This window comes from Pannonibacter sp. I15F10I1 (assembly GCF_900185665.1).
In the GTDB taxonomy this organism is placed as follows: Bacteria; Pseudomonadota; Alphaproteobacteria; order Rhizobiales; family Stappiaceae; genus Pannonibacter; species Pannonibacter indicus.
In genome coordinates this window covers 504,272-524,963 of sequence record NZ_FYAN01000008.1, presented here as the reverse complement: position 1 = coordinate 524,963, position 20,692 = coordinate 504,272, and the positions used below count along the sequence as shown (strand labels likewise).

At 63.4% G+C, this 20,692-nt stretch carries 20 protein-coding genes; 9 read left to right on the top strand and 11 right to left on the bottom strand.

Features of this window, described 5'->3' with window-relative positions:
• Window positions 1–270: 270 nt before the first annotated feature.
• The 5 genes from IF10I1_RS08320 to IF10I1_RS08300 all read left to right on the top strand — a co-directional run bounded on the left by IF10I1_RS08320 (window position 271) and on the right by IF10I1_RS08300 (window position 2,786).
• A complete protein-coding gene (locus IF10I1_RS08320) occupies window positions 271–819 on the top strand; it encodes a DUF4145 domain-containing protein (protein WP_186414983.1) in 549 nt (182 codons plus the stop codon).
• A 228-nt stretch (window positions 820–1,047) separates the two neighbouring features.
• Window positions 1,048–1,299, top strand: coding sequence for a type II toxin-antitoxin system ParD family antitoxin (locus IF10I1_RS08315; RefSeq protein ID WP_186391878.1), 252 nt, complete (start codon window positions 1,048–1,050; stop codon window positions 1,297–1,299).
• A 3-nt stretch (window positions 1,300–1,302) separates the two neighbouring features.
• Complete coding sequence (locus IF10I1_RS08310) at window positions 1,303–1,596, top strand: type II toxin-antitoxin system RelE/ParE family toxin (protein ID WP_186391879.1); 294 nt, start codon at window positions 1,303–1,305, stop codon at window positions 1,594–1,596.
• 277 nt (window positions 1,597–1,873) lie between these two features.
• Window positions 1,874–2,176, top strand: coding sequence for a hypothetical protein (locus IF10I1_RS08305; protein ID WP_186391880.1), 303 nt, complete (start codon window positions 1,874–1,876; stop codon window positions 2,174–2,176).
• Between the two features lie 232 nt (window positions 2,177–2,408).
• Window positions 2,409–2,786 carry a DUF423 domain-containing protein gene (locus IF10I1_RS08300; protein ID WP_371328532.1) on the top strand — a complete coding sequence of 126 codons (378 nt, stop codon included), beginning with the start codon at window positions 2,409–2,411 and terminating at the stop codon, window positions 2,784–2,786.
• Between the two features lie 41 nt (window positions 2,787–2,827).
• Here the strand turns inward: IF10I1_RS08300 and IF10I1_RS08295 are convergent, their stop codons facing one another.
• From IF10I1_RS08295 to IF10I1_RS08285, 3 genes are all read right to left on the bottom strand, one after another.
• On the bottom strand, window positions 2,828–3,583 hold the full coding sequence (locus IF10I1_RS08295) for an SDR family oxidoreductase (RefSeq protein ID WP_186424437.1): 756 nt from the start codon (window positions 3,581–3,583) through the stop codon (window positions 2,828–2,830).
• A gap of 216 nt (window positions 3,584–3,799) precedes the next feature.
• Window positions 3,800–4,624, bottom strand: a complete 825-nt coding sequence (fghA, locus tag IF10I1_RS08290; protein WP_186391883.1) for an S-formylglutathione hydrolase — start codon at window positions 4,622–4,624, stop codon at window positions 3,800–3,802.
• Between the two features lie 10 nt (window positions 4,625–4,634).
• Window positions 4,635–5,762, bottom strand: a complete 1,128-nt coding sequence (locus IF10I1_RS08285; RefSeq protein ID WP_050472784.1) for an S-(hydroxymethyl)glutathione dehydrogenase/class III alcohol dehydrogenase — start codon at window positions 5,760–5,762, stop codon at window positions 4,635–4,637.
• A 385-nt stretch (window positions 5,763–6,147) separates the two neighbouring features.
• Here IF10I1_RS08285 and IF10I1_RS08280 point away from each other — a divergent pair, with 385 nt between their 5' ends.
• The 4 genes from IF10I1_RS08280 to IF10I1_RS08265 are packed head-to-tail and all read left to right on the top strand — an operon-like array spanning window position 6,148 to window position 11,296.
• Window positions 6,148–7,401, top strand: coding sequence for a sarcosine oxidase subunit beta family protein (locus IF10I1_RS08280; RefSeq protein WP_186391884.1), 1,254 nt, complete (start codon window positions 6,148–6,150; stop codon window positions 7,399–7,401).
• Window positions 7,402–7,411: 10 nt separating this feature from the next.
• Window positions 7,412–7,717 carry a sarcosine oxidase subunit delta gene (locus tag IF10I1_RS08275; RefSeq protein WP_123194553.1) on the top strand — a complete coding sequence of 102 codons (306 nt, stop codon included), beginning with the start codon at window positions 7,412–7,414 and terminating at the stop codon, window positions 7,715–7,717.
• Window positions 7,714–10,734 (top strand): sarcosine oxidase subunit alpha family protein, encoded by a 3,021-nt coding sequence (locus tag IF10I1_RS08270; RefSeq protein WP_186391885.1) that lies wholly within the window; start codon window positions 7,714–7,716, stop codon window positions 10,732–10,734. Before IF10I1_RS08275 ends, IF10I1_RS08270 begins: the two co-directional genes overlap by 4 nt.
• Window positions 10,727–11,296, top strand: a complete 570-nt coding sequence (locus IF10I1_RS08265; protein ID WP_186391886.1) for a sarcosine oxidase subunit gamma — start codon at window positions 10,727–10,729, stop codon at window positions 11,294–11,296. Before IF10I1_RS08270 ends, IF10I1_RS08265 begins: the two co-directional genes overlap by 8 nt.
• 87 nt (window positions 11,297–11,383) lie before the next feature.
• Here the strand turns inward: IF10I1_RS08265 and IF10I1_RS08260 are convergent, their stop codons facing one another.
• The 8 genes from IF10I1_RS08260 to IF10I1_RS08225 all read right to left on the bottom strand — a co-directional run bounded on the left by IF10I1_RS08260 (window position 11,384) and on the right by IF10I1_RS08225 (window position 20,626).
• A complete protein-coding gene (locus tag IF10I1_RS08260; protein ID WP_186391887.1) occupies window positions 11,384–12,874 on the bottom strand; it encodes an inorganic phosphate transporter in 1,491 nt (496 codons plus the stop codon).
• Window positions 12,875–12,974: 100 nt separating this feature from the next.
• Window positions 12,975–13,493 (bottom strand): NUDIX hydrolase, encoded by a 519-nt coding sequence (locus IF10I1_RS08255; RefSeq protein ID WP_186424436.1) that lies wholly within the window; start codon window positions 13,491–13,493, stop codon window positions 12,975–12,977.
• Window positions 13,494–13,757: 264 nt separating this feature from the next.
• A complete protein-coding gene (locus IF10I1_RS08250) occupies window positions 13,758–14,663 on the bottom strand; it encodes a nitrilase-related carbon-nitrogen hydrolase (protein WP_186391888.1) in 906 nt (301 codons plus the stop codon).
• A 95-nt stretch (window positions 14,664–14,758) separates the two neighbouring features.
• The gene (locus IF10I1_RS08245) at window positions 14,759–14,962 is read right to left on the bottom strand and encodes a hypothetical protein (protein WP_050472778.1); all 204 of its coding nucleotides are present in this window, start codon (window positions 14,960–14,962) and stop codon (window positions 14,759–14,761) included.
• 131 nt (window positions 14,963–15,093) lie between these two features.
• Window positions 15,094–16,926, bottom strand: a complete 1,833-nt coding sequence (gene recJ, locus IF10I1_RS08240) for a single-stranded-DNA-specific exonuclease RecJ (RefSeq protein ID WP_244284642.1) — start codon at window positions 16,924–16,926, stop codon at window positions 15,094–15,096.
• A 15-nt stretch (window positions 16,927–16,941) separates the two neighbouring features.
• Window positions 16,942–17,940: a class II fructose-bisphosphatase gene (glpX, locus tag IF10I1_RS08235; protein WP_050472777.1), complete on the bottom strand. Its 999-nt coding sequence runs from the start codon at window positions 17,938–17,940 to the stop codon at window positions 16,942–16,944.
• A 46-nt stretch (window positions 17,941–17,986) separates the two neighbouring features.
• Window positions 17,987–19,315, bottom strand: a complete 1,329-nt coding sequence (locus IF10I1_RS08230; protein WP_050472776.1) for a homoserine dehydrogenase — start codon at window positions 19,313–19,315, stop codon at window positions 17,987–17,989.
• A 93-nt stretch (window positions 19,316–19,408) separates the two neighbouring features.
• A complete protein-coding gene (locus tag IF10I1_RS08225) occupies window positions 19,409–20,626 on the bottom strand; it encodes an LL-diaminopimelate aminotransferase (RefSeq protein WP_050472775.1) in 1,218 nt (405 codons plus the stop codon).
• Window positions 20,627–20,692: the final 66 nt, after the last annotated feature.

Genomic DNA, 20,692 nt, shown 5'->3' with positions numbered 1-20,692 from the left:
AATAGAAATTTTTAAAAGCAATGAGCCAGAACTGTCCGTCTATTTTCAGCTCAGCCCATAAGACATGAAATAACAAAGCGGAAGCTAATGAGAAAAATGACCAGAGAAGCGAAAGATCCAGTAAAAGAGCATTGCCCCACGTGTGACGGTGAACGAGCATGCGATGTTCACGGCCACATCTATGTTCCGTGGACATGGGAGGACCGTTACGGCCACTCAATGTGTGGCGGTGTCGACCATTCATTACTACAGTGTCAAGGATGCGAGACAGTGTTTTATCTACACGACAGTTGGAATGAAATCGATGTAGAGCAGTGGTACGACGAAAATGGTGAAGAGCAGGGCGTAGCCAACAGGACAAAAGTCACCTATCCAAGGCCTGACAGTAAAAACCGACCCATTTGGCTTGATTCTATCGGCAATGTTGACGAGCAACTTCAAAATATTCTCGACCAAATGTACACCACCTATGAGAATAAAGCCTACATTCTGACAGCGATCGGGCTTCGCACTGCTTTAGACCGCGGCACTGAAGTTCTTGGAATCGATCCAGCCAAGACGTTTCAAGAAAAACTCGCCGAACTGCAATCGGGAGGCTGGATCGGGTCGACGGAACACGACATCCTAAGTGTGATTGCGGATGCTGGAAATGCTGCGGCACACCGGGGCTGGATGCCAGAACCCAAAGAAATTTCTGAATTACTCTACGCCATAGAGGTTTTCCTCCAACGCGCCTTCCTTGTTGAAAAAAAAGCATTAAAAGTTAGGGAAAGAATTCCAGAAAAACCAAAAAGAAAAGATAAAAAAAAGATAAAATAAAACCCGAGCTTTTTAGATATTTCTTATTGATATACAGAACAAAACCACTCTTAATTCAGAAACATATCCCCATAATTAAATAACATAATATCCTTATAAATCTTACTTGAAAATTCAACAGATTTATAACTTTCAGTTATTTGGCGGTGAAGATCAGTCACGGAGGACTACCCAGAGCCTGACAAGCCCTGCCACATATGGCATGATATCCGGATGGAGGTGATGCCGATGGCGACCATGAATGTATCCTTGCCAGATCCCGTGAAGGAATGGGTGGAGGAGCAGGCCCGCACCGGCCACTATGCGAATGCGAGCGACTATGTGCTTGATCTGATCCGCAAGGATCAGGAGCGCAGCAACAAGATCGCGGCCATGCAGCGCCATGTGGACGAAGGTCTGCAGAGCGGCTTGGGCAGCCGCTCGAAAGAAGAGCTGTTCGAGGCAGCGCTGACACGGACAGCAGCACCGCGCAGCGGCTGATTCATGGGCTTTCATCTGTCCCTTGAAGCGGAAGAGGATATTATCGGCATTGCCGAAACAGGCTTACGCCTTTTTGGTGCTGAACAGGCGAGAAGATACCATGACCAGCTGTTCGAGCTGTTTGACCTGATCGCAGCAAATCCCCAGCTGGCAAGAGAACGCCCGGAATTGACGCCGCCCATGCGCATATATCCCTTCAAGGCGCATCTGATCATCTACAGGATTACCGAAAGCGGCGATATTCTCATTGTTCGGATAAGGCACGGGCACGAAGACTGGGCAACTTCGCCGTCCTGACCATATTCTCCGCATCTCATCGCGGACGCCGTGTGACGCCGGTTTCCGGCAGTTGCTGGCAGTTCATAAAGGGGATGGTAGCTTTCGCTTCTCTTGCCCCCTCACGGGCGCCGGCACAAGGCCGGCGCGGCGCGGAGGAAGGTAAAAGGATGCCCAGACGCGATTACTTCTGAAGCCATCCGGTCTTTAATTGTGGAACTTAACCAACACCCCCTCTAATTGCACATAATTATTCTGTATCCAGATATCCAGTATGAGAGGAATGGAGCACAGGGGAATGGCAAGATATCGCGTTGGAAACCGCTACCTATCGGAGGCTGAATATCAAAAAGAACAGGATGAAGGCAGAGCATCAACTATATTTCTGATCGGGGCCGCATTGACTGGTATTATCGTAAACATGTATGCGGTGAACCCTGAATGGCATACATCTATTCGCTTCCTTGCCACAGTTTCACCTGCCATAATCGCTGGATGGATACTTTCTAAATTTCGTATGTGGGTAAGCCTAATCCTTAGAATTACATTTTCTATTTTATTTCTAGGCGTCATCATAAGCTTGATTGCAGCATTGGTGTAGCAAGAATTATGCAGATGATTTGTCAAACACCTATTCGAGCTCAATTTCCAATAGCGGCATAGCCCCCCTCCCCTGCGTCTCTTTGCCATTCCCCCGCACATCGACACGCCCCTCTGCCACCGGTAGATTTGCCGGGACAGATACTCTCCCGAGGGCGCCGTGGGGTGCCGGGTTTGGCTGATGGCGGTTCAGGATGCAGGTTTCTTCTCAAGATTCTCCCTCTGACAATGCGGTGTCACAGGCCACGCATCCGCTGTTCCGGGCGGGGATGGTGGCGGCTGGGCTTTGCGGGGCGGCAGGCGTCGCGCTGGCGGCGCTTGGCACGCATATGGATGCAACCGGGCTTATGAGCGTGGCCGCCGGCATGCTGCTGTTCCACGCCCCGGCGTTTCTGGGCCTTGGCGCGCTGGCGCAGCTGCGGCGGGTGCCGCTGCTGCCCGTGGCCTTCGTGCTGCTGCTGGCAGGCGTGGCGCTGTTCAGCGGGGATCTGGTCAGCCGGGCGCTCACGGCTGAACGGCTGTTTGCCATGTCCGCGCCCACGGGTGGCTCACTGATGATCTGCGGCTGGCTCGCCGTGCTGCTCAGCGCGGCCTTCGTGCGGCCGCGCTGAAGATCAGCCTCCCGGTGCGTTTGCCACACCGGGAGCTTCCCTCAGGTCTTGGAGATGGAATTGCCACCATCGGCGGTCATTGCCGTGCCGGTGACGAAGGAGGCATCGTCACTGAGGAGAAAAGCGGCAGCAGCCGCGATCTCTTCCGGCCGGGCAAGGCGCTTCAGGGCATGCAGCCCGGCCACCCAGTCCAGCGAGGCCTGATCCTGCGGCGCCATGTCCGTGCGGGTGCCGCCCGGCAGCAGCGCGTTGACGCGGAGCCCCGCCGCGCCGTGTTCGGCGGCCAGAACCTGCGTCAGGCCAATGAGCCCCGCCTTTGCAGCCGCATAGGCTGCCATGCCCGGCAGGCCCGCCGCATGGCCGACGAAGGTGGAGGTGAAGACGATGGCGCCCTGCCCGACGTCTGCCAGCATGGCCGGGATCTGCGCCCGTGCCAGATGGAAGGCGCTGGTGAGGTTCACCTCGAGCACCCTGTGCCAGTTGGCCGGGCTCATCTGCGGCAGCGGCACCATGTCCCCCACCATGCCGGCATTGTTGAAGGCCCCGTCGAGGCGGCCGAACTGGCCGAGGGCGGCATCCACCAGCGCCTGCGCATGTTCCGCCTCAGCCACATCCCCTGAGACAGCGACGGCTGCGCCGCCGTCCGCGTTGAGTTCGGCGGCGAGCGCCTCCAGCCTGTCCTTGCGTCTGGCGCCGAGGACGAGCCTTGCCCCGCGTGCCGCAAACATCCGCGCTGCCGCTTCGCCGATGCCGCTGCTGGCGCCGGTGATGATGATGACCTTGTCTTTCAGTTGCATGGATCTGCTCTCCGGTTGAAAACACCGGCAAGCTAGGCGGCGGGAGAAGCCGGAACGACCCGAAACCAGACCGGCAAGCCCTTGTCCGGACAGGAATATTTTTGGAATTCGCTCGCTTTCCGGGTTGCGACGGATGGGGGAACGGGAGGCACCAACGGCAAAGGGCGGAGCCGTTCCCGGCCCCGCCCCTTGCTCATCGCATAAAGCCCTGCAGCGTTACTTCAGCCGTGCTGCATGCCATTCCACGTGATCGCGGCCGAAGGTGGCGACGAAGTTGTAGGAATGGTCATAGCCCGCCTGCAGGCGCACCGTGGAGGGTGTGCGGGTGCGGCCCAGCGCTTCTGCGAGGGCCTCGGGCTTCAGCAGATCCAGAAACTGGTCGGACAGGCCCTGATCGACCAGAAGGTCCGAAGACCAGCCCTTGTCCGCCAAAAGGTGCACCGCATCATGGCCGCGCCACAGGCTTTCGTCCGGGCCGAGATATGCCCCCAGCTGCTTGCGGCCCCAGTCCGAGGCGGACGGGTGGGCAATCGGCGCGAAGGCCGAGAGCGAGGCATAGTGGCCGGGGTGGCGCATGGCGAGCGTCAGCGCGCCGTGGCCGCCCATGGAATGGCCGGTGATGCCGTGGCTGTCCGTCACGGGGAAGGACGCGGCCACAAGATCGCGCAGCTCGCGCACCACATAGTCTTCCATGCGGAAATGCGGTGCCCACGGGTCCTGCGTGGCGTTGACATAAAAACCGGCGCCCTGCCCCAGATCATAGGCCTCGTCATTGGCGACACCTTCGCCGCGCGGGCTGGTGTCGGGGAAGACGATGGCCAGACCGAACTCGGCCGCATGGGCCTGCAGCCCGGCCTTGGTCATGGCATTCTCGTGGGTGCAGGTCAGGCCCGACAGATACCACAGGCAGGGCACACGCCCCGCCTTGGCCTGCGGCGGCAGGTAGACGGCGAAGGTCATCGGCACGCCGCAGACATTGCTGTCATGGGTATAGACGCCCTGCACGCCGCCATACATGCGGCTTTCGGAAACGGTCTTCATCGCCCGCCCCTCAATAGACCACGACGGAGCGGATGGACTCGCCCGAGTGCATCATGTCGAAGCCCTTGTTGATGTCTTCCAGCGGCAGCAGATGGGTGATCATCGGGTCGATCTCGATCTTGCCGTCCATGTACCAGTCGACGATCTTCGGCACGTCCGTGCGCCCGCGCGCGCCGCCGAAGGCGGTGCCCATCCAGGTGCGGCCCGTGACGAGCTGGAACGGGCGGGTGGAGATTTCCTGCCCGGCACCGGCGACGCCAATGACGACCGACTTGCCCCAGCCGCGGTGCGAGCATTCCAGCGCCTGGCGCATCACCTTGGTGTTGCCCGTGCAGTCGAAGGTGTAATCCGCTCCGCCGATGGTGTCGGCACCGCGCTTCGTCAGGTTGACGATGTAGGGAACGATGTCCTCGCCGATTTCCAGCGGGTTGACGAAATGGGTCATGCCGAAGCGCTCGCCCCATTCTTTCTTGGAGTTGTTGATGTCGACGCCGATGATCATGTCCGCACCGGCAAGGCGCAGGCCCTGAATGACGTTGAGGCCGATGCCGCCGAGGCCGAAGACGACCGCCGTGGCGCCGATCTCCACCTTGGCGGTGTGGATCACCGCACCAATGCCGGTGGTGACGCCGCAGCCGATGTAGCAGATCTTGTCGAAGGGCGCGTCCGGGTTGACCTTGGCGAGCGCGATCTCCGGCAGAACCGTGTAATTGGCGAAGGTGGAGCAGCCCATGTAGTGATGGATCTTGTCCTTGCCGATGGAAAAGCGCGAGGTGCCGTCCGGCATCAGGCCTTGGCCCTGCGTGGCGCGGATGGCGGTGCACAGGTTGGTCTTGCGCGACAGGCAGGACGGGCACTCGCGGCACTCGGGCGTGTAGAGCGGAATCACATGGTCGCCCGGCTTCAGGCTGGTGACGCCCTTGCCCACCTCCACCACGACGCCCGCGCCCTCATGGCCCAGGATCGCCGGGAAGATGCCTTCCGGGTCGGCGCCCGACAGGGTGAAATCATCGGTGTGGCAGATGCCGGTGGCCTTGACTTCCACCAGAACCTCGAAGGCACGCGGGCCTTCCAGATTGACGGTCATGACTTCCAGCGGCTTGCCGGCCTGAACGGCGACTGCGGCGCGAACTTCCATGGGATCTCCCCTCCTTCAATGGGCAAGTCATCAATGATGATCGCCGTGTTATAAGCAGTGACGTTCATGTCAGCCACCCCCGGTAACAGATCGAGCGGCGGAGCCTGTCACGAAACGCGACACAAATTGTCCAGCCAGTCACACAGAGAGCCCTGTTCCATCAGAATTTTCCGGTCTCTGCGGCCGGTGCGGCGGACATGTCGGATTCTGACCATTGCAGGACTGTCTGAGGTTAGGATGTTGCGCTGCTGCTGGCAAAAGTGAGAGACCTGTTCTGACGGGAGGCCCCCTTGTGTCCAGCCGCCCGCGTCAGTCACACTGAGACAACAAGCCCTGCCCGGCGGCGGCGCAGCGGCACACCATGACAAGGAGCCTGCCGGCGGCCATGACGCGCTATTCCCTTCTCGAACTGGCGAAAAACGCCTTCAGCGCGCACAAGAACTGGGGCCACCAGTGGCGCTCTCCGGAGCCCAAGGCCGCCTATGACGTCATCATCATCGGCGCGGGCGGCCATGGGCTGGCCACCGCCTATTATCTGGCCAAGGTGCACGGCATCACCAATGTGGCCGTGCTGGACAAGGGCTGGCTGGGCGGCGGCAACACGGGCCGCAACACCACCATCGTGCGCTCCAACTACCTGTGGGAGGAAAGCGCCGCCCTCTACCAGCATGCGCTGAATCTGTGGGACGGCCTGTCGCAGGACCTCAATTACAACGTCATGTACTCCAAGCGCGGCGTGATGATGCTGGCTCATACGGTGCATGACGTGCAGGTGTTCAAGCGCCACATCCACGCCAACCGGCTGGCCGGGGTCGAGAACGAATGGATGACGCCGGAAGAGGCGAAGGAATTCTGCCCGCCGCTGAACATCGAAAAGAACATCCGCTACCCGGTGATGGGCGCGGCCCTGCAGCGGGTGGGCGGCACGGCACGGCATGATGCGGTGGCCTGGGGCTATGCACGCGCGGCCGATGCACTTGGGGTGGATATCATTCAAAACTGCGCCGTCACCGGCATCCGCCGTGCGCCTTCCGGCGAGATCACCGGCGTGGAAACCTCACGCGGCTTCATCGGCGCCAAAAAGATCGGCTGCGTTGCGGCTGGCAACACCTCCGTCGTCATGGCCATGGCCGGGCTGAAGCTGCCGCTGGAATCCAATCCGCTGCAGGCGCTGGTGTCCGAGCCGGTGAAGCCCGCCTTCCCCTGCGTGGTCATGTCCAACACCATTCACGCCTATATCTCCCAGTCCGACAAGGGCGAGCTGGTGATCGGCGCGGGCACGGACCAGTTCGTCTCCTATTCGCAGGCAGGCGGGCTGCACATCACCACCCACACGCTCGATGCCATCTGCGAGCTGTTCCCCATGTTCCGGCGCATGCGCATGCTGCGCAACTGGGGCGGCATCGTTGACAACACGCCGGACCGTTCGCCGATCATCGGGCTGACGCCGGTGCCGGGGCTTTATGTCAACTGCGGCTGGGGTACGGGCGGCTTCAAGGCAACGCCGGGCTCGGGCCATGTGTTTGCCCACACGATTGCAACCGGCGCGCCGCACCCCATCAACGCCCCCTTCTCCCTGGACAGGTTCCGCACCGGACGCCTGATCGACGAGGCGGCCGCTGCCGCCGTGGCTCACTGAGGCTTTCTCCATGCTGCTGATTTTCTGCCCCTGTTGCGGCGTCGAACGGCCCGAGACCGAATTCCGCTACGGCGGCGAGGCGCATATCGCCCGCCCGGCCGATCCTTCCGCCCTCAATGACGAGGAATGGGCCCAGTTCCTCTACATGCGCTCCAACACGCGCGGGCTCTATGCCGAGCGCTGGCGCCACACCCATGGCTGCGGGCGCTTCTTCAATGCCGTGCGCGACACGGTGAGCGACAAGTTCATCTGCACATACAAGGCCGGGGAACCGATGCCGGATCTTGAAGCCCTTGCCCGGGAGGCCGCGAAATGACCAGCCACAGCACGCGCGGCGGCCACATGCGCACCGGCAACGGCGGACGGGTGGACCGGTCCCGCCACCTCAGCTTCACTTTCGATGGAAAGGAAATGACCGGCCTTGCGGGCGATACACTGGCTTCGGCCCTCATCGCCAACGGGGTGCATCTGACCGGCCGCTCCTTCAAGTATCACCGCCCGCGCGGCATCGTCACGGCGGGCTCCGAGGAGCCCAACGCGCTGGTGGGCGTCTACCGGCACGGCGACCAGACGCCGAACCTGCGCGCCCCGCAGGTGGAGCTGTACGAGGGCCTTACGGCCGTCAGCCAGAACCGTTTCCCCTCGCTGGAGTTCGATGTGGGGGCGGTCAACAATGTGCTGTCGCCGCTGTTCCCGGCGGGCTTCTACTACAAGACCTTCATGTGGCCGAAGGCGTTCTGGGACCGGGTGTATGAGCCGGTCATCCGCGCCGCCGCCGGTCTCGGCAAGCCGCCGAAGCTCGCCGACCCGGACCGCTATGCCAACACTTATGCGCATTGCGATGTTCTGGTGATTGGCGCAGGCCCCGCAGGCCTTGCCGCTGCCCTTGCCGCCAGCGAAAGCGGCGCACGGGTGATCCTGTGCGACGAGCAGGCGGAAATGGGCGGCTCGCTGCTGGCAGAATCTGGCGCCACCGTCGAAGGTCATGCGGCGGCGGACTGGGCGGCGGCAACGCTGGCCACGCTCGCTGCACGCGGCAACGTTACCCTGCTGCCGCGCACCACGGCTTTCGGCTATTTCGTGCAGAACTTCGTCGCCCTGGCCGAGCGGGTGACGGACCATATCGCCCAACCCGATCCCGCCCTGCCGCGTGAGCGGATGTGGCAGGTGCGCGCGAAGGAAGTCGTCATCGCCGCTGGCGCCCATGAGCGTCCGCTCGTCTTCCCGGAAAACGACCGGCCCGGCATCCTGCTGGCGGGCGCTGGGAGGACCTATCTCAACCGCTATGGCGCAAAGGTTGGCCGCAACGTGCTGGTCGCTGCCGCTTGTGACAGCGCCTGGACGGCAGCCTTCGATCTCGCCGCATCCGGCGTGGATATCGCCGCCATCGCCGACCTGCGCCGCACGCCGCCGGAGCATCTGGTCGCGGAAGCTGCAAGGCTCGGCATCCGGGTCGAAACCGGCTGCACCGTCACCGGCACCTCCGGACACCTGCGCGTCAGCAAGGCGCTGCTGGGCCGGTTGCGCGAGGATGGCAGCGTGGCGGCCGCCGGTGACATCAGTTGCGACGCCATTCTCATGTCCGGCGGCTGGACGCCAGCCGTCAGCCTCTATTCCCAGTCCCGTGGCAAGGTGGTCTGGAATGACGAGATGCAGGCCTTCCTGCCGGGGGTGAGCGTCCAGAACGAGCGGTCCGCCGGCAGTTGCCGGGGCGTGAACGGCCTTGCCGCTGTCCTCAACGATGGCTATGCCGCCGGTGAGCAGGCGGCGAACAAGGCGGTGGGAACCCCGCTGAAGGTGCGCAGCATCCGCGCCGATGGGGCGGAAGCTGCCACCGGCGGCTTCCTTGGCGCCCTGCCGCATGACCGTGATGCTTCCCGCGTGAAGGCCTTCGTCGATTTCCAGAACGACGTGACCGCCAAGGACGTGGAACTGGCGGTGCGCGAGGGCATGCATTCCATCGAGCATATCAAGCGCTACACCACCACCGGCATGGCGACGGATCAGGGCCGCCTGTCCAACCTCAACGCGCTGGCGATTGCCTCCGGCGCGCTTGGCACGGCTCTGCCGCAGGTGGGTCTCACCACCTTCCGCCTGCCCTACACGCCGACGAGTTTCGGCACCTTCGCCGGGTCCTCGCGCGGTGATGCCTTCGATCCCGTCCGCCGCACGCCCTCCCATGACTGGGTGGTGAAGCAGGGCGGCGTCTTCGAGGACGTGGGCCAGTGGAAGCGCACCTGGTATTTCCCCAAGGCAGGCGAGGACATGCATGCCGCCGTCGCCCGCGAGTGCCGCACGGCACGGCAGACGGCCGGCCAGTTCGACGCTTCCACCCTCGGCAAGATCGAAGTGGTGGGCAAGGACGCGGCAGAGTTTCTGGAGCGCTTCTACACCAACCCGTGGAAGGGCCTGAAGCCGGGCCGCTGCCGCTATGCGGTGCTGCTCAACGAAGCCGGTTTCATCATCGATGATGGCGTGGTGGGCAGGCTTTCGGAGGACAGGTTCCACGTCACCACCACCACGGGCGGCGCAGCGCGCGTCTTTGCCATGATGGAGGACTTCCTCCAGACGGAATGGCCGGACCTCGATGTGTGGATCACCTCCACCACGGAACAGTTTGCCGTCATCGCCGTGCAGGGACCGAAAGCACGCGAGATCATCGCGCCCTTCGTCGCGGGACTGGATCTTTCGGCAGAGGCCTTCCCGCATATGAGCGTTGCCACCTGCCGCTTTGCCGGGCTGCCCTGCCGTCTGTTCCGCGTCAGCTTCACCGGCGAACTTGGCTTTGAAGTGAATGTCCCCGCCCGCCATGGCGCCAAGGTGTGGGAGATGATCTGGGCCGAAACCGAAAAGCACGGCGGCTGCGTCTATGGCACGGAAACCATGCACGTGCTGCGCGCGGAAAAGGGCTACATCATCGTCGGCCAGGAAACCGATGGCACCGTGACGCCAGCCGATGCGGGCCTCGAGTGGGCCATCGGCAAGAAGAAGTTCGACTTCGTCGGCAAGCGCTCGCTGGCACGGCCGGATCTTGTGGCCACGGGCCGCAAGCAGGTCGTTGGCCTGCAACCGGTCGATCCCAAGCGGATGCTGGAAGAAGGCGCGCAGATCACCGCCGAGGCGAACCCGGCCAAGGGCACGCCTGCATTGGGCCATGTGACCTCGGCTTACTGGAGCGAGGCACTGGGCCGCACCATCGGCCTTGGTGTCGTCAAGGATGGCCGCAGCCGCATGGGCGAGGTTCTGCAGGTGCCGATGCCCTCGGGTGCCATTGCCGTGAAGATCGTAGACCCTGTGATGTATGACCCGGAAGGAACCCGTCTCGATGGCTGAGATCTATACCCCTGCCGCAGGCGAAACCCCGGTTCTGCGTTACGAAGGCCTGAGCGTTTCCCGCTGCGCGCCGCTGGCCCGGCTCTCCTTCCGGGGCCGCGCCCCGGCGCAGGAGGCCATCGCTGCGGCTCTTGGCACCGCCCTGCCCCAGACACCGCTGACGGCAGCTGTTGCCGGCAGCAAGGCGGCCCTGTGGCTTGGACCCGATGAATGGCTGCTGCTGGCCCCTGAAGCGGAGCTGGACGCCTTTCAGGCGGCTGCAGACAGCGCCGTCTCCGGCCTCGCTGCGTCGGTCACGGATATCTCGCACCGGCAGGACGCGGTGCTTGTCTCGGGCGCAAAGGCCGTCTGGCTGCTCAACACCGGCGTCTTTCTTGATCTCAGCCTCGCCGCCTTCCCGGTGGGCATGGTCACCCGCACCCTCTGCCACAAGGCGGAAGTGGTGCTGTGGCGGATTGCCGAAGACAGTTTCGTGCTCGAATCCTGGCGCAGCTTCCTGCCTTACGTGCTGGAACACATGGAAGATGCAGCACTGGAACTGGGGGCGAAGGCTGCTGTCTGAAAGAACGCGCAACGCCCGCCTGATGCAGAAACACAAAAGCCCGGAAGCGCCACCGCTTCCGGGCTTTTGTCATGATGCGGAGAGCCTTCAGCCGAGCAGGAAGGAGAGAGCCACAAGCACGCCGGCGCCGAGCAGCGCAGCAGCGGGAACTGTCACGACCCATGCCGCCAGAATCGTCATGAAATGGGCGCGGCGGACGAGGAACCGGCGCTTCTGCTCTTCGCGGTTCCTGATCGGACGCAGACGCTTGCCCTTGCCCGCACCATCGGCCATGACGCTCAAACGGGTGCCGACACGCTGGGTTTCCCATTCACGGAAGAAACCGACGCCGAAAACGCCGCCAACAGCCACATGGGTGGTGCTGACAGGAAGGCCCAGAGCGGAGGCAAGGATCACCGTCACGGCCGTTGCCAGAGCCACGCAATAGGCCCGGATCGGATTGAGCTTGGTGATCTGCTGGCCGACAAGGTGGATGAGGCGCGGGCCGAACAGCACAAGCCCCAGCGAGATGCCAATGGCACCGATGATCATCACCCAGAGCGGGATTTCCACCTGGCTCACCATATGGCCGGAGCGGATAACCCCGGCGATGGCAGCCACCGGGCCCACCGCATTGGCCACATCATTGGCACCATGGGCAAAGGACATGAGCGCAGCCGCGCAGACAAGCGGCAGGGAAAACAGGCGGCGGACAGACTGGTTGCGGTTCTCCATGCCCCGCGCCTGACGGCGCACATAGGGCCGGGCCAGTAGCCAGGACACAACGGCGACCGCAAGTCCGGCAAGCATGGCCCCAGGCAGCCGGAGCCCGGAGGCCGGAAAGGCCTTCATCACCAGATAGGTGGAAAAAACACCCGTCATGGCGCCGATCAGAACCGGCACCCAGACACGGGAGGCAGCGATCTTGTCCGGCTGGTAGATCGTGACATTGCGGACAAAGGCAAGAAAGACAGCAGCCAGAATGCCGCCAAGCACCGGTGATGTAACCCAGCTGACGGCGATGCCGCCCAGCGTCGTCCAGTTGACCGCCGCAATGCCGGCAGCTGCCGCGCCAGCCCCGGCTACGGCGCCGACAATGGCCTGCGTGGTGGAGACGGGCGCGCCAATCCAGGTGGCCAGATTGACCCAGACACCGGCTGCCACAAGCGCCGAGAGCATGACCAGCATGAAGGCGTGCGGATTGGCGAGATCCTGCGGATGAATGATGCCGCTGGAGATGGTGTTCACCACCTCACGCCCCGCCAGCAGAGCGCCGAGCGTTTCACAGACCGCCGCGATGGCGAGAGCCGCCCCCAGCGACAGGGCGCGCGCGCCGACCGCCGGCCCCATGTTGTTGGCGACGTCATTGGCGCCGATGTTCAGCGCCATATAGGCGCCGAGCGCGGCAGCGGCGATCAGCATGGAACCGGACACGCCGCCACCGACGAATTGCCAGGCGGCGAGCGCACAGACCATGATGAAGACAAAGGAGAGGCCGGGCGCAACGAGACGGCGCGCAGCCGTTCCGGCTGCATCCTCGATATAACCGATCCGGTCCAGATCCTTGTCGAGGGCAGATTGAGTTTCCGGTTTCTTCAATGTGCAGCGCCTCTTGGCGTCCCCAGTGACGTCCTACAAGCGGGCGCAAAAGAGCACCCGCGACAGGTTTTTCATGAATTGGCGCCGTTATTGCAGATTTTCAGGCAGCTGTAACCCGGTCGCGCTGAAGCCGCTTCAGAATATCCACCAGACCCGGTTCGCTGGCCAGCTTGATCGCCTCGGCAACCGGCAGCCAGCGGCATTCCCGCTCGCCTGCCTCGGGATAGTCCTCAGCCTGTGCCTGCGCCTCGATCAGAAAGACAAGCACATCCGTGTCCACGCGCAAGCCGCTGTCGAGGCCCTTGGTGGAGCGGAAACGGCCATAGGGCTCCTGCGACACCTTTCCGGTCACCCCCGCCTCTTCAAAGGCTTCGATCATGGCCGTGCGGTGCGAGCGGTGGTCCAGCTCCGGCCAGCCTTTCGGCAGGATCCAGCGCTTGGTGCCGCGTGAGGCGACCAGCAGCACTTCCAGCTGGCCGTTGGGTACACGATGGCACAGGGCCGCGATCTGCAGCCGTGCCGGGCGCAGGAAGAGGCCGCGCAAAAGGCCCCACAGACGCTGTGTGGTAGACTGGGACGTCACTGCCGGGTCCAGATATGAGGTCGCACTGTCCACCATCGGACGTCCTTTCCCTCAACCGTGTGAAAGAGGAGGCCTGACAGGGACGAAACACCACCCTTAAAGGCTCAAATGAAAACGCTCGCCTTTATGAAATGTTCATTCGAACCGGCAAGTCAAGGCATCCTCAGACAGAATGACGTCCATAATGCGACATTCCGTTAAGTCACCTCGGATAATCCGAAAAATTTGCCGGCTAAGTTGCAAAAAGCTCCGTTCCGGCTCACGGCAGACGCGGTTTTCTGCCTTTCCGGCGCCTTGGCGTCAGACGTTCAGATCCTCGCGTTCCACGGTGATTCCCTCCGCGCTCCAGCTGCCCGGCCAGACCTCGGCCCCGCCGGCACGCAGCTGGCGCACCGCATCGAGCGGCGGATGGACGATGAGGAAGGGCTCCTCCCCGGCAGTGCCTCCGGTAGGTGCCAGGGTGGCTGCAATGCCGGTGAAACCCAGCTCGGCTTCGCAAGGGGTGAACAGCGTCGCACCGGAGATGTTGGTGTCATTCTGCGTCGTGCCGGTGGAGGCGCCCGTCACGCCGCAGACGGCAACACAGGTCATCAGTTCCACTGCCCGCGCCTTGGCACAATCGAACACCCGGTGATAGCCGGAAAGCTGCGATGTCATGGACGGGACCAGCAGCAGGTCGATCTTTTCCGGTGCCAGCAGACAGGACAATGCGGGCATTTCCACGTCAAGGCAGATCAGCATGGCCATGCGCACGCCCTCCAGCTCGAACACCCTCAGCCGCTTGCCGGGCTTGAGCGTCCAGCTCTCCGGATCCTTCTCGAAGGGCGTCAGCGCCAGCTTGTCGTGGGAATGGGCCTCTCCTTCCGGAGTGTAAAGCCAGGCCCGGTTGGTGAAGCCACCGTCTTCCGCAGGCCAGGGTGTTGAACCGGCCAGAAGCGACAGGCCGTATTTGCGCGGCAGATCCGCCAGTTGCGGGGCAATCTCCTGCGCAATCCCGGCCAGGAACGGCAGTTCCGAGGTGGGCACCAGTCCATCCGGCTTGAAGGAGAGGCAGGCCTCGATGGCATATTCCGGCAGCATCAGAAGCCGTGCACCGCCCTCCTTTGCCCGCTGCATGCGGGCTTCAATGGCGGCCACATACTCCGCCGGTGAGGCCGGTGCGAAGCCGAGATTGAAGGCGCAGAGGGCAATCGGAAAGTCAGTCATGGCCGGTCCATATGCTGTTGCGGGGCAAACTTACCCCTTCTGCATGACCGATTTAAGAGCGCTGGTAAAGAGACGGAAAGGTGATCTGCGGGCGCTCAGCCCGGGATGCCCAGCTTGAACAGGCTGAGCAAGGCAGCCACTGCCAGGCATTCCTGCAGGGGCACGGGGATGAAGGTGGCAGGCAGCGGCGCAGGATCGGCATCCACTCCAGCGCGGACCTTGGCAAGGCCAGCGAGCGCCCGATCGGCAGAACGGTCAAGTTCCGCAAAAACCGCTCTGAGTTCGTCCTGGCTCTTCATCAGATCCCCGCGCTGTATCCTTCAGCCAGATGACTCTACCGCGTGCCTCTTACGGCATGGTTAATGCAATGCGAATAGGGCAGAAAAACGCAAAACCTGCCCTCGCGCGCCCTATGCTGCCTGCAGGTCCCTCACAGCCGGTTCACCTGCGGGTCCGCCACGTCCAGAATGCGCAGCTGCACCCGCTGCGCGCCCTGCCAGGTGTCGATGGACAGGCTGCCCGCCACATGCAGCGTCTTGCCCCGCCCGGCCAGCAGCGCCTCGCCAAAGGGCTTTTCCGCCGCCTTGAAGGCGATGCCCTTCAGCGTCTGGCCATCAGCACCGGCCAGCGTTGCCCGCACATGGCCGTTGCCGACCACATCCGCATAGGAAATGCGGTGTGACGGAAAGGCAAAGACCGGCTCCGGATGCCCTGCGCCGAACGGTCCTGCCAGTTCCAGCTTGTTCAGAAGCTCGATCGTAGCCCCGCCGGCCGTCAGCGCCGCATCCACCTTCATCTCCCGGCTGGCGCTGGCAATTTCCACATCTTCGCGCAGCATCTCGTTGAAGAAAGCGGTCAGCTCGCCTTCCCGCTCACGCCGGACGGTGAGACCCGCCGCCATGGCGTGGCCGCCACCTTTTTCCAGAAGCCCTTCTTCCACCGCCCTGCGCACGGCCCGGCCAAGATCGACGCCCGGGATCGAGCGGCCGGAGCCGGTACCCTTGCCGCTGGCGTCATAGGCAATGGCGAAGGCCGGGCGGCGGTGGCTTTCCTTGAGACGTGAGGCGATCAGCCCGACGATGCCCGGATGCCAGCCGTCCGAGCCGGTCAGCAGCACCGCAGGATCTTCAGTCTGGATGCGGATGACGGCCTGAGCATCGCCCTCTTCCAGCATCACCGCTTCCATCGCCTGCCGCTCGGCATTCAGCCGGTCCAGCTGTTCGGCAATGGCGCGGGCCTGCGCGCTGTCTCGAGTAGTCAGAAGCCGCGCGCCGAGGGCCGCATCGCCGATGCGTCCGCCCGCGTTGATGCGCGGCCCCAGCAGGAAGCCCAGATGATAGGAAGACGGCTTGCCGCCCACCCGCGCCACATCCGCCAGCGCCGCGAGGCCGGGGTTGGAGCGGGCATGCATGGAAATGAGGCCCTTGGTGACATAGGCCCGGTTCAGCCCCTTGAGCGGCACCACATCGCAGACCGTACCGAGGGCCACAAGATCGAGCAGCGCCAGAAGGTCCGGCTCCCGGCGTCCGGCAAAGGCACCGCGCCGGCGCAGTTCGCGGTTGAGACCGACGAGAAACAGGAAGGTGACGCCAACGGCTGCCAGATGCCCCTGCCCCGACAGGTCATCCTGCCGGTTCGGATTGACCAGCGCCCGCACCTGCGGCAGTTCCACGCCGCACTGGTGATGGTCGATCACCACCACATCCAGCCCCAGCCTTGCCGCCGTCTCGAAAGCCTCGAAGGAGGTGCTGCCGCAATCGACGGTCACCAGCAGCCGTGCCCCATCGTGGTGCAGTGCCTCGATGGCAGGGCCGTTGGGGCCATAGCCCTCGATGATGCGGTCGGGAATATGGATCACCGCCTCCTGCCCCACCTCGGCCAGATAGCGGGAGAGCAGTGCGGAAGACGTGGCACCGTCCACGTCATAATCGCCAAAGATGGCAATGCGGGTGCCGGACTGGACGGCATCAGCCACCCGCGCCACCGCCTCATCCATGTGAACAAGGCTGGAAGGGTCCGGCATCAGCCCCTTGAGAGTCGGGTCCAGAAAGGCTTCCGCCTCCTCCAGCGCCACATCGCGGGCGGCCATGACGCGGGCAATCACATCGGCAAGGCCGAAGCGCTGCGCCATGGCAAGGGCGGTGAGCGACTGCGCCTGTGTCAGCCGCTCACGCCAGATCTGTCCGTTTGCAGAACGTGTCACGCCCAGCACGGTGCGCCCGGTTTCCGAAGCGGCACCTGCAATAGGTCCGGCACCTGTCACGCCCTGCCCTCCAGCTCAGTCCAGATGGAACTTTTCGACCTGGGTATGCTGGGCCTTGATGTAACGCACGGTGCCCGTCGAAGAACGCATGACCACGGTGTGGGTGGTGATGCGGTCGCGGCCGAAGCGCACGCCCTGCAGGAAGTTGCCATCGGTCACGCCGGTAGCGGCAAACAGCACGTCGCCGCAAGCCATTTCCTCAAGCTGATACTTGCGCTTGATGTCGGAAATGCCCATGCGGTGGGCGCGTTCCACCTGCTCGTCGCGGGTGATGACGAGACGGCCCTGCATCTGGCCGCCGATGCAGCGCAGCGCCGCAGCCGCCAGCACGCCTTCCGGCGCGCCGCCGATACCGGCGTAGATGTCGATGCCGGTCTCTTCCGGGTCGGTGGTGTGGATGACACCAGCCACGTCACCGTCGCCGATCAGGCGGATGGCAGCACCGGTGGCGCGGATGTCCTCGATCAGGCGGGCATGACGCGGACGGTCGAGCACGCAGGCGGTGATTTCGGAGATCTTCACGCCCTTGGCCTTGGCCACATTGGCAATGTTCTCGGCAATCGGGGCATCAAGGTCGATGATGCCGGCCGGATAGCCGGGTCCGATGGCCAGCTTCTCCATGTAGCTGTCCGGCGCATTCAGCAGACCGCCAGCCGGGGCCAGCGCGATCACGGCCAGCGAGTTCGGCAGATTCTTGGCGCAGATGGTGGTGCCTTCCAGCGGGTCGAGGGCGATATCCACCTTCGGGCCCTGCTTCGTGCCGACTTCCTCGCCGATGTAGAGCATCGGCGCTTCGTCGCGCTCGCCCTCGCCGATCACCACCGTGCCGTCGATCGGCAGGTTGTTCAACTCGCGGCGCATGGCGTCCACGGCGGCCTGGTCGGCAGCCATTTCGTCGCCATGGCCACGCAGACGGGCGGCGGCGACAGCGGCACGCTCGGTCACGCGGGCCAGCTCCAGCGTCAGAATGCGATCAAGCGAGCTCGATGCGGCGGCGGCTTCTTTCTTCGGCATTGCAATCCCCTGAACACATGAATGGGATCATCCGCAATGGATGGTCTTAAGACAGTTTCTCGATCCGGATCATCTGCGGCCGGTCGGCCACGACACCCTTGGCCTCGATGGCCTCCAGCGCCTGACGGACCGCCGTTTCGGATGTCTCATACGTGATCAGTATGACAGGCTGAGCCTCATGCACCTCAGTTTCGGCACCATTAAGGCTGCCAGGCGCACGGCGGCGGCGCTGAACGATGGATTCCAGCGAGATATCCGCATCCGCCATGCAGCGCGCGATGGTGGCAAAGGCGCCCGGACGGTCAAACACGGACAGGCGGATGTAGTAGCCGCCCTCATGCAGGCGCATGCCCGCACGCTTGTAATCCGTCAGCACGTTACTCGGCGCACCCAGCGCCGGGGCAATGTCACCGCGGGCGATGTCGGCGATATCCGAGGCAACGGAGGATGCCGTGGCATTGCCGCCCGCACCGGGACCGACCAGCACGACGCCGCCGACAAAGTCGCCATCCACCGCAACGGCATTCAGCACGCCGTCGATGCGGGCAATGGCCGAGGTCTTCGGCACCATGGTCGGGTGCACGCGCTGCTCGATGCCGCTTTCGGTCACCTGGGCGACGCCCAGAAGCTTGATCCGGTAGCCCAGCTCGTCGGCCGCCTTGATGTCGGCGGTGGTGATGGAGCTGATGCCTTCCAGATAAATGTCGTCGGCGCTGATCTTGCAGCCGAAGGCGAGGCTCGTCAGCAGCGCCAGCTTATGCGCCGTGTCGTTGCCTTCGATGTCGAAGGTGGGATCCGCTTCCGCATAGCCAAGGCGCTGCGCATCGGCGAGGCACTCGGCAAAGGACAGGCCCTCGCGCTCCATCCGGGTCAGGATGTAATTGCAGGTGCCGTTGAGAATGCCATAGACGCGGGTGACGGAATTGCCCGCCATCGCCTCGCGCAGGGTCTTGACGATGGGAATGCCGCCCGCAACCGCCGCTTCATAGTTGAGCGAGACACCGGCCTTTTCGGCGATCTCGGCCAGTTCCACGCCATGGGCGGCCAGCAGCGCCTTGTTGGCGGTGATCACGTGCTTGCCTGAGGTGAGCGCGGCACGAACGCAGGCTTCGGCCGCACCGGAGGCGCCGCCGATCAGTTCCACCACAACATCCACATCGGCCGAGCGCGCCATTTCGGCCGCATCGTCGAACCAGGTGACACCAGTGAGATCAAGGCCGCGGTCACGGGTCTTGTCCCTTGCGGTCACCGCAGTCAGGACAACGGGACGCCCGCACTTGCGGGCCAATGCATCCCCATTCTTGGACAGGAGACGGATGAGCGAAGCTCCGACCGTTCCCAATCCCGCGACACCAAGTCTCAAAGCTGAAGCCATTGACGATATGTTCCGGTTGATGAGGGCCAGCGCCCGCCGCGGGGCGCCAGCCGGTTTAGTCCGGGTGCCGGGCAACCCCGGCCTGTGAGAAGGTCAGCGCGCAGCGCTGACCGGCACGACGTTGTGCAACGTTTCATCCGCCGTTTCAAGGAAACGGCGCAGGTTGCGTGCAGCCTGACGCAGGCGCTTCTCGTTTTCGACGAGGCCGATGCGCACATAGTCATCGCCATATTCACCGAAGCCGATGCCCGGTGCGACGGCGATCTCCGCCTTCTCCAGCAGCAGCTTGGAGAATTCGAGGCTGCCGAGCGCGCGGAACTTCTCCGGGATCGGCGCCCAGGCGAACATGCTGGCTTCCGGAGCCGGAATATCCCAGCCGGCGCGGCCGAAGCTTTCCACCAGCACATCGCGGCGGCGCTTGTAGGTGTTGCGCATCTCCACGATGCAGTCTTCCGGCCCGTTGAGCGCAGCCGTTGCCGCCACCTGGATCGGCGTGAAGGCGCCGTAATCGAGGTAGGACTTGACGCGGGCAAGCGCCGCCAGAAGCCGCTCGTTGCCGACGGCAAAGCCGACACGCCAGCCCGGCATGGAGAAGGTCTTGGACAGGGAGGTGAACTCCGCCGTCACCTCGATGGCGCCCGGCACCTGCAGCATGGACGGCGGCGGCGTGTCACCGAAATAGATCTCGGAATAAGCCAGATCCGACAGGATGAAGATGTCGTGCTTGCGCGCAAAGGCCACAACATCCTTGTAGAATTCCAGATCCGCCACATAGGCGGTCGGGTTCGCCGGATAGCACATGATCACGGCAATCGGCTTGGGCACCGAATGGATGACCGCACGTTCCAGCGCATGGAACACTTCCGGTCCCGGCTCGGCGGGAATCGCGCGGATCGCGGCACCGGCCATCAGGAAGCCGAAGGTATGGATCGGGTAGCTGGGGTTGGGGCTCAGCACCACATCGCCCGGCGCGGTGATCGCCTGGGCCATGTTGGCAAAGCCTTCCTTGGAGCCGAGCGTCGCCACCACCTGGGTGTTGGGGTTCAGCTTCACACCGAATCGGCGCTCATAGTAGGCAGCCTGAGCCTTGCGCAGGCCGGTGATGCCCTTGGAGGCGGAATAACGGTGGGTGCGCGGGTCCTGCACCACTTCGGTCAGCTTCTCGACGATATGCGGGGGCGTCGGCAGATCCGGGTTGCCCATGCCAAGGTCGATGATGTCCGCGCCCTGCGCTCGTGCCGCCGCCTTGAGCTTGTTGACCTGCTCGAAGACGTAAGGGGGCAGTCTGCGGGTCTTGTGAAACTCTTCCATGGCGCGGGCCTCGCGTTCCTCTGCTGCTAGCCGAACACATCCGGCGGCTGTTTCCCGCCAGATTCG